The 14,658-nt window shown below is 45.4% G+C and carries 12 protein-coding genes; 5 read left to right on the top strand and 7 right to left on the bottom strand.

The features are described from left to right. Positions 1-25: 25 nt before the first annotated feature. The 4 genes from BLS28_RS06405 to BLS28_RS06390 are packed head-to-tail and all read right to left on the bottom strand — an operon-like array spanning position 26 to position 3,666. Entirely contained in the window at positions 26-1,237 is a 1,212-nt protein-coding gene (locus tag BLS28_RS06405; RefSeq protein WP_091163646.1) for a hypothetical protein, read from the bottom strand. Continuing rightward, positions 1,237-1,569: a metal-sulfur cluster assembly factor gene (locus BLS28_RS06400; RefSeq protein WP_218134368.1), complete on the bottom strand. Its 333-nt coding sequence runs from the start codon at positions 1,567-1,569 to the stop codon at positions 1,237-1,239. The genes BLS28_RS06405 and BLS28_RS06400 overlap by 1 nt, the downstream gene beginning before the upstream one ends. Then, complete coding sequence (locus tag BLS28_RS06395; RefSeq protein ID WP_143020707.1) at positions 1,562-2,848, bottom strand: hypothetical protein; 1,287 nt, start codon at positions 2,846-2,848, stop codon at positions 1,562-1,564. The genes BLS28_RS06400 and BLS28_RS06395 overlap by 8 nt, the downstream gene beginning before the upstream one ends. Positions 2,849-2,850: 2 nt before the next feature. Continuing rightward, on the bottom strand, positions 2,851-3,666 hold the full coding sequence (locus tag BLS28_RS06390) for a DUF2249 domain-containing protein (protein WP_091163638.1): 816 nt from the start codon (positions 3,664-3,666) through the stop codon (positions 2,851-2,853). A gap of 492 nt (positions 3,667-4,158) precedes the next feature. Here BLS28_RS06390 and BLS28_RS06385 point away from each other — a divergent pair, with 492 nt between their 5' ends. Next, positions 4,159-4,974, top strand: coding sequence for a universal stress protein (locus tag BLS28_RS06385; protein ID WP_091163636.1), 816 nt, complete (start codon positions 4,159-4,161; stop codon positions 4,972-4,974). Positions 4,975-5,023: 49 nt separating this feature from the next. On the opposite strand, the gene BLS28_RS06380 is transcribed toward BLS28_RS06385, so the two are convergent. From BLS28_RS06380 to BLS28_RS06370, 3 genes are read right to left on the bottom strand one after another with little or no spacing between them, the layout of a single operon-like run. Then, positions 5,024-6,235, bottom strand: coding sequence for an acetate/propionate family kinase (locus tag BLS28_RS06380; RefSeq protein ID WP_091163634.1), 1,212 nt, complete (start codon positions 6,233-6,235; stop codon positions 5,024-5,026). Between the two features lie 8 nt (positions 6,236-6,243). Further along, positions 6,244-8,349, bottom strand: a complete 2,106-nt coding sequence (gene pta, locus BLS28_RS06375) for a phosphate acetyltransferase (protein ID WP_091163631.1) — start codon at positions 8,347-8,349, stop codon at positions 6,244-6,246. A 30-nt stretch (positions 8,350-8,379) separates the two neighbouring features. Beyond that, positions 8,380-8,754 carry a hypothetical protein gene (locus BLS28_RS06370; protein WP_091163628.1) on the bottom strand — a complete coding sequence of 125 codons (375 nt, stop codon included), beginning with the start codon at positions 8,752-8,754 and terminating at the stop codon, positions 8,380-8,382. A 539-nt stretch (positions 8,755-9,293) separates the two neighbouring features. Here BLS28_RS06370 and BLS28_RS06365 point away from each other — a divergent pair. From BLS28_RS06365 to BLS28_RS06350, 4 genes are all read left to right on the top strand, one after another. After that, positions 9,294-9,683, top strand: a complete 390-nt coding sequence (locus BLS28_RS06365; RefSeq protein WP_091163624.1) for an HYC_CC_PP family protein — start codon at positions 9,294-9,296, stop codon at positions 9,681-9,683. Positions 9,684-9,811: 128 nt separating this feature from the next. Then, positions 9,812-10,315 (top strand): DUF3347 domain-containing protein, encoded by a 504-nt coding sequence (locus tag BLS28_RS06360; RefSeq protein ID WP_091163622.1) that lies wholly within the window; start codon positions 9,812-9,814, stop codon positions 10,313-10,315. Positions 10,316-10,358: 43 nt separating this feature from the next. Then, the gene (locus BLS28_RS06355) at positions 10,359-12,551 is read left to right on the top strand and encodes a multicopper oxidase domain-containing protein (RefSeq protein WP_091163620.1); all 2,193 of its coding nucleotides are present in this window, start codon (positions 10,359-10,361) and stop codon (positions 12,549-12,551) included. Positions 12,552-12,589: 38 nt separating this feature from the next. Beyond that, entirely contained in the window at positions 12,590-14,653 is a 2,064-nt protein-coding gene (locus tag BLS28_RS06350) for a copper-translocating P-type ATPase (RefSeq protein ID WP_091163617.1), read from the top strand. Positions 14,654-14,658 lie beyond the last annotated feature (5 nt).

Below are 14,658 nucleotides of genomic sequence, written 5' to 3'. Positions count from 1 at the left end.
CAAAAATAAATATTTGAATCTGATTTTACACGCTACCTGCCTCGCTTTTTTTTGAACTACCTAAAATTAGCAGCCCAAAATAGCCGACCCCGCATAGCAGCAACAGTATGGATAGCAACAATAATTGGGGCTCAACATCCTGAACTATTATTCCGACAAGTTTTAAGGCGGGTTCAACAAATAATATCACGAGATATGCGAAAGTCAACACTATATAACTTCCGTTTATGATCTGCAATTTTTTTCCGGCGCCGAAAAAGCCGGCTTGCTTAAACTGATCGAGTATGATTGGTGTCACGATGCCCAATGTTAGCAAATGAATATAGCCAATGATGATATTACGGTCACTGAAAGCCCATCTGCCAATGACGGGAATACATACCAGGGTTTGAAAAACGGTTTTTAAGGTGATGGCCAAAAATGCAACTTTTAACAGCAAAGGCAGTTTCAGCAGCCTCGTTTTCCGACCCCGGCATATCATAAACCACGCAGTAAGATTACCCGCAGCCGCAATTCCGGCTATCAGAAAAACCCAACCGGCAGGGTTGCTCCACAAGGTAAAAATTAAATACAGCGGCAGGTTCGACCAAATTAATAGTTGATATACCCAACGCTGCGGATTGGTTGGGCACATATTAAAATAGGTGATTTCAACCAACGCAATGGCCGCCAACTGCATCCAGCCATTCAACTGAAAATGCAGGTAAACATAAATTGCATCCTGGTACACTGCCGTGCCTTTTAATCCCATAACCATAAGCGGCCCCAGGGCTAAGGGGCCAAGTGAGGAAAAGCAGAGAAAAAACAAAGCGCCAAGGGCCAATTGGCGCGCGCCCTTTGAAAGTTGCCGGGTTTCCTTTAAACTTTTCAGGAACTGCAGGGTAAAATAATAAGTACTTAAAATAAAAAACGTCGAAAAAATAATAGAGACTGTTTTGTAGCCCTGAAAGGAGAAACTAACCAGCATGCCATATGCACTTACTAGTGTTGCATTAAGGGCATACAGGAACTTCCGGCGTCTTTGAACAGGCGAAACCCGTCCGGCCAATAGCATGGCCAATCCAAGAAAAGCCCACCCGGCAAAAGCGAAATGCGAGTGAGCATGCAGTAAAAAAATATAGTTTAAATGAGGCACAAAGGTAACATGCATCAGCCTGAGCAACACGCCAAAAACAGCAAGCACCACAAAGCTGCCTCCTGCCCAATAATGATACCTGCCTTTACTTATCCAGTCCATTATCCCCACAATTGTTTTTTGCCTTCTTCGGTAATATTATCAAAACCCCATACTGGCTCCCAGGTGAGTTGCACATCTGTCTTGTAGTCCGCAAATCTGGCTTCGAGGCAATTGGCCACCCCCTGCAAAATGGCTTCACCCACCGGGCAACTGGGTGACGATAAGGTCATTACCACCACCAGCATCCTCAATGCGCTATTTGCCCTGATAGTATAAACAAGTCCCAAATCAATGATATTGACATGAAGTTCAGGGTCAATAATGGATCGTAAGCGCTCCCATGCTTCCATTTCTATGTAAGTATCAGGATCGGTAATGTCAAAGCTATGCATGGCCGGTTGTTTTTTTGTGGGTAAGGACCCTGGTTAAATTTAAAAGATAGCAAAGCGCCGTTAACAGCAGGCAACCTGAGGCAATACGCGCAGGCGTAGCCAGGCCGGATAACGCCATAGTAATCATGGATAATATAAAACCGGTAAAGGCAATACCCTGGATGATCAGTAATTTTTGACTGTATAGATCCGAAGGTAAAGGTGTAGGTTCTTTGCCAGTGCCTGGTCCATAAATTTTTAGCCAAACCAGAAAAGGCAAAGTTTTAAACGCCTGCCCCAGGATCAGTAAAGAAAGCCAGCCCATTAGCACCAATAATCCGTATAGTTTAGTAAGTGCAATGCCTTGTGTGGTATTTTGAACATGCGCGTTAATAATAAGCGGCTGTATCAGCAATGCAGCCAGCAGCAATATAAAAGACAACACGGTGTACATCATAGGCAAATCCAACTTTCTTTTCATTCGTGACCGGTAACATTGGATTAAATAAATGAAATATATGATAAACGCTGCAGCTGGAAGCAGTGCGATGAGATAGGTCCGGTTATTGATACCTTCCAGGTATGTATCAATCACAAATGCAAGCAGGCCGCCATTCAGCAGATAATAAACCCAATCAAGCAGCTGCAAATTCTGTTTGCGGGACACCAGGAACATCGGCACCAATTTACTGCTTACCCCTATCACTAACAATAAAAACCAGCCTCCCATTCCCATATGCGCATGGAGCCTTAAAAACTGAAGGTGATCCTGCGGCAGAAAGGCGTAACGGAGGTTGAATACCAGCAGAACCCCAAGAATACCGGTGGCCAGCAACCAGATACAGGAAGTATTGATCATTTCCTGATGAATGTTCTCCTTTTTGTTCTTTAATCTTTTTCCTGTTAGAAAAATGACAATGGTAAAGCCAAGCATGCCGGTTAGCAGCAGCAGTGCCCCTCCCTGCATACATAAACCTGGTTCAAAACGCCAGAAAGAACAAACCAACAGGACAAGCCCGCTCAAAAAAGCGACGAATGATAGCCAGGGCAAACGATAGCCTGACAACCCTGTTTCAAGTATGACCGGTACAAGTTGATACGCTGCACCGAAAATAACCATAGTAACCCAGCCCAACGCGGCAAGATGGGTAATGGCTAATAATTTCGGCTGAAAATAGTGCCCGGCAAAATCTGCCGACGCAAAGAAAAACAAGACACCGATAAGCACAAAACAAACCGCTGAAGCCAGGTAGTGAGCCCTTACAATAGGGTATAATTCGGGATGCTGTTTAGTGATCATATTCATGGCCTATAGATAAACAGGATAACTGCTTCCGCTGTTTCCATGATGCGAAAGTCAAAACCTCTTTCTTTTAATACCGGGAGCAGATGAACGGGGACTTTTCGATGCCAGACATACAAGGCTTCAGTGGTTTTCAGCGTTTCCAGCTTGTCCAGGATCATAGTCATAGGCTTGGGCATTTGGAAAGGCCTGACGTCCATAATGTGCAATTGGTAGGCTTTCATAAGTTCCGTGAGCCCATCTGCTTCAACCGATAATTCCGATATATTCATTATAAGCTCATCAGGTTCGGCCTCATTCTTTAGGAAATAAGTATTCACAAGTTCCGGTCCCGCGATGTCCATAAACGAACGGTATCCCTTATTTTCCAGAAGACTGATTAACGGCACAGGTTCAAAAGTATTGATCACTTTAAGCACCTCGCCATTTTTAAGCCCGGCCGCCGCTGTAAGGATGATTTTTAAAGGGTCATTTCCTGCCGCCAAAATCGGTCTGACATCAAGATCAATAATTTTAGTAAAAGAAGCGGCAAGGGGAAGCGGTAACCTGTCAACTTCAACAGCTTCGTGCGCCGCTTTAAATCCAAGCGGTCTAAGGACGTCAAAAAATTCATTCAACGAGCAGCCAGCTATCCTGCAAGCCTGAGCAACGGATACCCGTTTGGCTAAAACCTTTCTGAGCACAGGATTTTTCAGCCGGTTAAAATTTTTATTGAGTTCGGTAAGTTTTTGGATTATCAGCTCTTCGTTATACTTCAGCAGATCACTGATTAGGCTATTAGCATTCAATACAATGTGTATTTCTGACGGTTCCATTTTTTTATGAGTTGATGGACAAATGTAAATAATAAAAGATAAAATTATCTTTTATTATTCAGAAAGGTGACGCAAAGATTACGTTTACCCGGCTACGATATTTTTTTACGTCGTTCACCCATCGATCAAATGGCTGCCAACAATTGGTTTCCTGTTCTCTCTCTGCCCACATTACCTACGCTATTTTTAAAAAGCCCCTATCTCCTAAAATAAACTTTTCAAAATGGTCCGATGCTATGGCAGTTGATCTTCTCCCTGATTTCCTTCTGGTTTCCCTGCACTTGTTAGTAATTGTGATCATTTTTTAAGCTGATCAACGTCATGTTGAAGTTTAAAGCCATTCTTGATCTTTGTTTTTTAAGAAACCACCGATAAAAAAGCAGAACAGGTCGCGCTGTTTAACTGAGCTATTTATGGTACAAAGGGTCTTCTACTTTTACGAGCCCGTATTTAATGGTTTTATGAATATTAACAAAACAACCAGTCACCCATATGAAAACTATAATTGCTGCAACAGACTATTCGCCGGCTGCTGAAAACGCGGTAACCTATGCCGCCGCTTTGGCCAAACATTTCAACTACAGGCTCCTGCTTTTTAATGCCTTCAGCTTGTCCCTGCACGAATCGAATACGCTCCTGCCAGCTTCAATTGTAAGCGACCTGGAGGCAAAAAATCAAGACCGGCTTGCACAACAAGCAGCAATAACTGCACTGATTCACGACATCACTGTCAGTTATGAAACCAGTTATACGCCGGTTACAGATGAATTACAAAACCTGGTAAAAAAGCACAATGCTTCGCTGGTAGTGCTTGGCATGGCCCCGGAAAGTCAGGATCAATGGGTTTTAGGCAATACAACTACAACTGCCATCAAAAATTTGGCTTTCCCTGTGCTGGTCGTCCCCATTGGCGCCCGGTTCAAAGGGCTAAGGAAAATCATGCTGGCATGTGATGTGGCTAATGACCAGCCCGTACAGTTACTTTCCATGATTCGGAATGAAGTTATTGCTTTCGAATCGCCGGTGGAGATTTTTTATGTTAATAAAGAAGCAGCTGAAATAAAACCTGTTCAGGGCACAGTACCGCATAATTTCCAGGCAGCTGGTATTGATTGTGTTTATAGAGAAACTAATTCAAATAAAATCGTTGCCGAATTAAAAAAAGAGCTTATTACTTGTGGCGCCGAGTTGTTGATCATGATCCCCAAAAAGCACGGCTTCTGGTCTTCACTCCTTCACCGAAGTAAAACCCGCCAAATGGCTACCGGGCTGAACATACCGTTACTTGCTGTTCCTATGAGTTCATGAAATTAAGTAATGATCCCCAGAATTATAAAATATTTGCCTGGGGATCAGTTTACCGCCCGGTGGTTTCACCGAGCAATTGCCTGCACTGCCGGGCAATTTCCAATTCTTCGTTGGTGGGCACCACCAATATTCTGGCACGGGAAGCCGGTGAACTAAGATCACGAATCCCATTGCCTTTTTCTGAATTTTTTGCGTTATCCAGCTTAATGCCTAAAAAATCCATATTTCGGCAAACGAGGTCGCGGGCCAGGGCATCATTTTCACCAACCCCAGCCGTAAACACAATTGCATCAAGCCCGTTCATTGCAGCGGCATAAGCGCCAATAAATTTTTTAATCCGGTAGGCATACATCTCATAAGCAAGCTCCGCCCGGTCATTCCCATTATTATAAAGCGCGCTGATATCCCGCATATCGTTATGACCGGTAAGCCCTTGCATGCCGCTTTGTTTGTTTAACAACGTAGTAAGTTGTTCTGTACTGTAATTTTCTTGTTCTGAAAGGTATAATAATACCGAGGCATCAATGCTTCCGCTTCTTGTTCCCATGATCAACCCATCAAGCGGGGTAAGCCCCATACTTGTATCCACGCTCTTTCCGCCGTTAACAGCGGCCATGCTGCAGCCATTACCAAGGTGAATGGTAATGAGTTTTGCATCTGTATGATTAAGATATTTCATTGCTTCACCACTAACGTACTGATGACTTATGCCATGAAAGCCATAAACACGAATGCCGTGGTTTTTATAAAAAGAGTCGGGTATAGCATACCTAAAAGCTTTTTCGGGTAGCGATGTATGAAACGCGGTATCAAATACCGCAATCTGTACAGCCTGGGGGAAAATCTTTTCTGACACTTCGATACCCTTTATATGCCCCGGATTATGCAAAGGCGCCAGTGGGTACAGTGCTTTGATCTTGTCTTTTACCCCGGGCGTAATGACTGTGGTACCGGTAAGTTTTTCGCCGCCATGAACTACACGATGACCAACCGCGCCCACTTGTCCCGAATCGCGGATCACCGCGATACCATCCCTGGTGAGCAGTTCGCCCACAGCCTGCATGCCGGCTTCGTGATCGGGTACCTGTTGTTGAATGTACAACACTTTTTCCTCGTCATGCTGCCTGTATTTATGAGTGATCAGCGCATCTGGCTGACCGATGCGTTCAACCAGGCCACTGCAAAGCGGGCTGCTTGAATCCTGAGAAAATAACTGGTATTTGATAGAGCTGCTGCCCGAATTGATAACAAATATTTCCATATGTAAAATTATAATGAGGCCGGGCTATCCTGACTTTGTATAGCAGTGATAATAACGGTATTAAAAACATCATCAACAGTGCAACCGCGGCTAAGGTCATTAACCGGTTTATTCAACCCCTGCAGCATCGGCCCAATGGCCAGTGCTCCCGTTTCCCGCTGTACCGCTTTATAAGTGTTATTCCCGGTATTCAGATCAGGGAAGATCAATACGCTTGCTTTGCCGGCAACTTCTGAACCGGGCATTTTCTGGCTGCCAACTACCGGATCTACAGCGGCATCATATTGTATAGGACCTTCTACTTTAATATCGGGCCGTCTGTCACGCACCAATTGGGTAGCTCGCCTAACCTTTTCCACATCGGCCCCTGAACCTGATGTGCCCGATGAATATGAAAGCATTGCAACACGCGGTTCAATGCCAAAACGCAGGCTGTTATCTGCCGACGAGATAGCTATCTCGGCCAGTTCTTCGGCAGTAGGGTCGGGATTTACCGCACAATCGCCAAATACAGAAACACGGTCGGCCAGGCACATAAAAAAAACAGATGACACCGTAGAGATGCCGGGCTTTGTTTTAATAAACTGCAGGGCTGGGCGTATAGTATGCTGAGTAGTATGAACAGCCCCGGAAACCATTCCGTCGGCGTGCCCTTTATAAACCATCATCGTTCCAAAATAAGATACATCCGTCATGAGGTCCCTCGCCATTTCGAGGGTTACGTTTTTACTTTTACGCAGCTCATACAGTGTTTGAACATAATCTTCGTAATGAGGCGAACTGGCCGGGGGTATAACGGTTACCTTATTGAGATCAAGGTCAATGCCCAACCGTTTCACCGAAGCGGCTATTTCTGCAGGATCGCCAAGCAGGATAATGTTAACCAACTGCTGGGCAATCAGCCTTGCGCTCGCCTGCAGGATGCGGTCGTCATTCCCTTCGGGCAGTACAATTGTTTTGCGTTCCCGCTTAGCCCATTGAGTGAGCTGGTATTGAAACATGTGCGGCGTCATCACATTGGAATGATATGTTACCAGCATTTTATCAAGGGCGGCGATATCTATATAACGGTTAAATGTTTCTATAGCAAGCCGTATTTTTTTAGTATTATCCGCTGTAATACGGGCTTTAACAGCTGCCACCTGATTGGTTGTTTCAAAAGTGCCTGAGCCGACAGCGAGGATAGGGACAACGTTCTGCAATCCTTCAATCAACCTCATCACCGGTTCTTCCGGAATTGCACCTGCCGTAAGTATAATGCCGGCCACGCGGGGATAACTGGCAGATTGATTGGCTTGCAACGAGCTGATGACAATATCCCCCCTGTCGCCAGGTGTAACGATCAAAACATTCTCCTTCAGATAATTCAAAAAATTGGGCACCTGCATGGCGCCGGTCACAAAGTTATCAACCTGGTTTCCGAGGTGTTCACTACCAAACAGCAACCTGCCGTCCAACTTTTCAAAAATATCGCGAACAGTTGGGTTTTCCAGGCCCGGATCAGCGGGTACAACGGCGATAAGTATATTTTCGGACAATTGCGCACGCAGCAATTGTTGTACATCTGCAGCCTGATCGGCCTGTACCCTGTTGACAACAACCGCTAATACCTGAATATCCTGCACCTGGTAAGCCTGCCTGAAATTCAGCGCATCCTGAACGATTTCGGCAGTGGTTTTCCCCACGCCCGATACAAGGAGTAAGACGGGGGAGTTCAGATTTTTGGCGATGAGCCGGTTAGTTTCAAACTCAAATGCCGTTCCCTGCCCTTCAAAATCACTCCCTTCAACTACAGTAAAATCACACGTCGCTTCTAAGGCCTTAAACCGTGCGATAATCGCGTCGATCATGTCGCCCTGGTGCTGATCTTTGATCTGCTGCATAGCCCCCTGCCGGGTAAATACATAGGTATCCCGATAAGTTTGCGGTAGTTGAAAATGTGCCAAAACCGTTTCAATATGGGTATCTGGCTGCTCTTCCGGGCCGAAAGGTATAATGGGTTTCAAATAACCTATCTTTTGTGCCCGGCCAAGCAGCATAGCCACCAAACCCAATACAATAACTGATTTGCCGCTATAGGGTTCGGCCGAAGTGATATAAATACTTTTTGTCAAAACCTTTATAAATTAATTTTTCTTGTGGAACTAAGCAGCCCGCCTTATGCCCGTCAATGCTAATTTAAGGTCCTTCATTGTCAATAAAGCACCCCCTACCCTGATCTGTAAACTGATAAAGTCATCTATCAGCGATAACCCGATCACAGCTCCCGGAACAACGATCAACTGTTCTATTTTGTTTATAAAATGAAGAATATCTTTATGCAGGTCATGTTGCTCAAGCATAGCCGAGTGCAGCCCTTCTTCAATATGCCTGGCCGCGTTTTTTTCGCCAGCCAGCAGTTTTGTTAAAAAGGCGTGCTCATTATCCAGGAAGGCAAGGTCTGCCAGCCATTGTTTACCGGTGAGGTAAATTTCCTGAAGTTCAAATTCCAGTTCGGTGTCTTCAATAAGTGCTTCCATCGTTTGAATATTTTATAGTACAAATATCGTTGCCGGATAAAATCTTATAACGGTAAACGATCAAAAACAAAAATGATCTCCGTCATATTTAACTACGGCCTGAGCAGGATAGTGGGGATACATCCCTGGCTAAAAACAACAACTATATGGATAAACAGACCTTACCACACCAGCAAACACCCTGCATCAGAAAAACTGCATCGGGCAGATGCTTAATTGTCTTTCGCGTGATGAGATTTACCCCCGCGATGCACGCTTTTGTTTGCGCAAATGCAGGTGCACTATTCCAAATAATGTAGCTTTAATAGACAAAATAGCAGTGATTAGTTTTTTCACGGTTGTTTGTTAGCCAAAGCAACGGCATTTTAAATAGCAAACAACTGACAATCAGCACAAAAAAAACAACAATAGTCATTTATTGCAAGGATGAATTATCCTATGTTTGAAAGATAATCTATCCAAAAAAAACATAAAAAGAAAAGGAAATTCTATAAACAACACTTTACTAATTTGCTGATATTTGTACCGTGATCAAGAAAATGTTCGTAACTTTTTTAGCTGTGCTGTACCTCGGGGTTTCTTCGGGTGCAACATTGCATTATCAGTACTGCATGGGCAGACTGGTCAAGGTTGCGTTGTGGCATGATGAGCAGGGCAAAAAATGCAATACTTGCGGTATGAACTACCATGGCAAGGCTGCAAAAAAATGCTGTACAGATAAACACCAGCAACTGAAATCGGAAAAGAGCAGCTCACTTACGTACAGCCAGATTGGCCTGGGCACAAGCCCCGCATTGTTGGTTATACCGCTTTTCGGGTTAGTGCCTTACAATTACCTGCCGCTGAAAATTAGTCATCCGGTTGGCCAGTCACCGCCGCTTGTCACTACCCTACCTGTTTTTTTACGCAACTGCACCTTCCGCATTTGATTTTCCTTTTGCTTCAATCCGAAGCCTGGTAGCTTTCTTATGGCTATCCTGCAACCCTAAAACTTCTTTAATTCATAGTTTCCTGCTACGGCGGGAAATGATATTCATTACTTAATCATTTCTATATCATGAAAAAGATTCAAATTTTCGTTTTCGCCATCATCATGCTATTTGCTTTTAACCAGGTTAAAGCACAAAACACTTCATCCAAAGCGGATGTACTTTCGGCCTATTATGGCGTAAAAAACGCCCTGATCAGCGGCGACGCGTCTGCAACCAATGCCAAAGCCAAAATGTTGCTGGCTGCAATCAGTTCATTTCCGGTCGACAAGCTTTCAGCAGCCGATAAAACTACCTGGACAAAATATGCGGATAAGTTGCAGTTCGATGCCCGCCATATTTCGGAAAGCGATGATATCACGCATCAGCGTGAACATTTTGCCAGCCTTTCAGAAAACATGTTCGCCACCGTACAGGCAATCAAACTGAACAATGCCCCTGTTTACCGCGACTATTGTCCGATGAAAAAATCATATTGGTTAAGTGAAACTGCCGCTATTCAAAATCCCTACTACGGCAATCAAATGTTAACCTGTGGCGCTGTAAAAGAAACTTTACCTGCAGCTAAGTAATTAAAGGGCCGGGGTATATACTCCGGCCTTATATTTTAATACTATGAAGAAGTTTATTTTATTGTTCCTTTTTTTGCTGCCTGTTGTCAGTTCCATTGCCCAACATTCGGGGATGAAAATGGAGTCTGCCGGTCAGAGCAAGCATCTTCCGTTTTTCACCAAAACAGGTAACCGGGAGATTTACCACTTATATATCAATGATACCACCGTTAACTATACCGGCAAACAGCGGCCGGCTATGGCTATAAATGGCAGTATCCCTGCACCCGAACTGGAATTTATCGAAGGCGATACTGCCGAGATCTATGTGCACAATGAAATGATGATGGAAACCTCTATCCACTGGCACGGGCTGATCCTGCCCAACCGGTATGATGGTGTTTCCTATCTAACTACCACGCCCATCAAGGCTGGTGAAACGCACCTGTTCAAATTTCCGCTGGTGCAGCACGGAACCTACTGGTACCACTCCCATACGATGACGCAGGAACAAAGCGGGCTGTACGGGGCATTTATCATTCATAAAAAACAGGCATCCCCTTTAAAGGAATATACCCTGCTGCTAAGCGACTGGACCGATGAAAACCCGGAACAGGTACAGCGCCGCCTCCATAATGCCACAGACTGGTACGCCATCCGTAAAGGCAGTACCCAGAATTATTTGCAGGCGATACAAACCGGACATTTCAAAACAAAGCTGGCCAATGAATGGAAACGCATGACTGCCATGGATGTAAGCGATGTTTACTACGACCGTTTTTTCAGCAATGGCAAGGCCGAAAACCAAGCTCCCGAATTTAAAGCCGGCGACAAGGTGAAACTGCGGGTAATTAACGGAAGTTCTTCTACCTATTTCTGGCTTGGCTGGGCGGGCGGCAAACTGAAAGTTTTTGCCAATGACGGCGAAGATGTTCAGCCGGTTGAGGTGGACCGGATGATCGTAGGCGTTGCCGAGACTTATGACCTGATGGTTACTATTCCCGCTGATGGCAGTTATGAGTTCCTGGCGACACCCGAAGATCGTACCAAATATACGTCGCTTTGGCTGGGCAGCGGTGCTAAACACGCCGCTAAAAAGCTGCCTAAGCTGAAATATTTTGACGGCATGAAAATGATGAATGATATGATGGATATGCACGGTAACATGAAGGAAATGGAAGGAATGAAGATGACTACCCAGGTAATGGACATGAACACCGTGATGTATCCCGAACTTGACAAAGGCAAGCCGCCGGTTACCCTGAACTATGGTATGCTGAAAGCCCTTCAACCGACAACGCTTCCAACCGGCCCTACCAAAGTGTTCAATTTTGAATTAACCGGTAACATGAACCGCTATATCTGGACGATCAACAACAAAACCGTTTCGGAATCTGACAAGATCCTGATTAAGCGGGGAGAAAATGTTCGTATCATTCTCTATAACAATACCATGATGCGTCATCCTATGCACCTTCACGGGCATTATTTCAGGGTATTAAACGGACAGGGAGAATACTCGCCGCTGAAGAACACCCTGGATATTATGCCGATGGAAAGGGACACCATCGAATTCCGTGCCAGCGAAAGTGGCGACTGGTTTTTCCATTGTCATATCCTATACCATATGATGAGCGGTATGGGGCGGATCTTCAGTTACGAAAACTCGCCGCCTAACCCCGAAGTGCCCGACCCCGCAGCTGGCTTTAAGAAAGTAGCTGCCGACGATCGTAAATATTATGCATCGGCCAAACTGGGGCTGGAAACAAACGGCAGCGATGGCAACGCGGCTTTAGCAAATACCCGCTGGAAATTTTCTACCATGTGGCACCTTGGAATAAACAATACCAAGGGATATGAGAGTGAAACCATGTTTGGAAGGTACTTTGGCCGTATGCAATGGCTGTATGCTTATGCAGGATTTGATTATCATTATAAAAAAACAAACGAACAGGAAAAAAACCTGTTCGGTCAGCTCAGCAATAAAAACAACCGGCATACGGTAGTTGCAGGTTTGGCCTACACTTTGCCATTACTGTTTGTGGCCGATGCCCGTATTGATGGCAATGGCAAACTCAGGTTTCAACTTGGCCGGGAGGATATTGCATTGACCAGCAGGCTCCGGTTTTCTATTACAGGCAATACCGATAAAGAATATAGTACCGGATTGCGCTATATCGTTAATAAGAATTTTTCTTTCTCCAGCCACTATGACAGCGATATGGGCTTAGGCGCCGGATTAACATTAACCTATTAGTAGTTATCAGTAAGTAAAGCTAATTAATACAAACGACTATGGAACATCAGCATCATGAACACCAGCACGAAATGCCTGAAATGAAAGGTCACGATCATCCACAACATCAGGAAAGGAATGGTATGGGGCATGGAGACATGGGCCACGCCGGGTATGATCACGGAGCCATGATCGCTGATTTCCGTAAGCGTTTTTACGTGGTGCTGGCATTCACCCTACCCATATTGGCCCTGTCGCCAATGATCCAGCACTGGCTGCACCTGCAAATTGGTTTCCCGGGCGACCGGTATATACTTTTTGCGCTGTCGACGGCAGTTTTTCTTTATGGCGGCCGGCCGTTTCTGACCGGGTGGCTTTCGGAACTAAAGGCGAAAAACCCTGGTATGATGACCCTGATTGGTTTTGCCATATCCGTTGCTTACCTGTACAGTGCGGCTACCGTATTCGGGCTTAAGGGCATGGATTTCTTCTGGGAACTGGACACGCTTATTCTCATTATGCTGTTGGGACACTGGATCGAAATGAAATCGATAGCAGGTGCCTCGCGCGAGCTCGAATTGCTGGTCCAGCTCATGCCTTCAGCCGCGCACGTGCTTAAAGGAGACGTTACAGAGGACGTAAAAACGGAAAGCCTGAAAGAAAATGACCTGATCTTAATTAAACCAGGCGAAAAGGTACCCGCCGACGGTATGGTGGAAGATGGCGAGAGTTACCTGAATGAGTCCATGCTGACAGGGGAATCTGCCCCGGTGCAAAAAACAAAAGGCCAGCAAGTGATTGCCGGATCGGTGAACGGTAACGGTTCATTAAAAGTTCGTGTTACACATAGCGGTAAAGATTCCTATTTGTTCAAAGTCATCGATCTTGTCCGCGATGCGCAAAACGCTAAATCAAACACGCAGTTGTTAGCAGATAAAGCGGCCCGTTGGCTAACTATCATTGCGCTCTTAGCCGGTATAACTACGTTCGTGGTATGGATTAGCCTGGGGCACGACCTGGCCTTTGCCATGGAGCGGATGGTGACCGTTATTGTGATCTGTTGCCCGCATGCGCTTGGCCTGGCTGTTCCCCTCGTGGTAGCTAAATCAACATCCTTATCGGCGCAACATGGCCTGCTGATCAAAAACAGGACTGCTTTTGAAAATGCACGAAAGATCACGTCTATAGTTTTTGATAAAACCGGCACCTTAACTAAAGGAAAATTTGAGGTATCCAGGATGGTGTTTACCGAAGGAGTGCTGAAAAGCGAAAATGAATTACTTAAGCTGGCGGGGGCATTGGAAAGCAATTCAGAACATCCGATAGCCACAGGCATTTTAAGTGAAGTTAAAAAAAGAAAACTAACCCTTCCAGAAGCCGCACAATTTAAAGCCATCACAGGTAAAGGCGTTGAAGCGGTTGCAGAGCAAAAGCACATCAAAGTGGTCAGTCCCGGTTATCTGAAAGAAAATAGCATCAGCCTTCCGGTAAATTTCAAGGTGGCCAGTAACGAAACTGTGGTATTTGTATTGATCGGTGAAAAACTTGCCGGGTTTGTTGCCCTTGCCGATGCCATCAGAGAGGAATCAAAGGGAGCGATAGCAACCCTCCACGAAAACGGCATTAAGTCGATACTCCTGACGGGCGATAATAAGCAGGTTGCCGAAAGTGTTAGCACACAGCTGAAAATGGATGGCTTTTTTGCCGAAGTACTGCCGCATGAAAAACTGGAAAAGATCAAAGAATTACAGCAACAGGGCGAGTTTGTAGCAATGACAGGTGATGGTGTAAACGACGCCCCCGCACTTGCCCAGGCCGACGTTGGCATTGCTGTTGGCTCGGGCAGCGACGTTGCTGCCGAAACCGCCGGCATTGTGCTGGTAAACAGCAATCCTAAAGACATCGTTAACCTGATCCTGTTTGGTAAAGCCACCTACCGTAAAATGACACAGAACCTGGCCTGGGCAACTGGTTACAATGTGATAACCCTGCCACTGGCAGCAGGCGTTCTGTACAACCAGGGTATTATGGTAAGCCCGGCAATTGGCGCGGTACTCATGACAGTGAGCACGGTAGTGGTGGCCATTAATGCCAGCCTGTTATCGATAGGTAACAAAAAATAGTTGGC

It is taken from the genome of Mucilaginibacter gossypii (assembly GCF_900100945.1).
Classification (GTDB): Bacteria; Bacteroidota; Bacteroidia; order Sphingobacteriales; family Sphingobacteriaceae; genus Mucilaginibacter; species Mucilaginibacter gossypii.
This window is presented reverse-complemented; position numbering and strand designations above follow the sequence as displayed.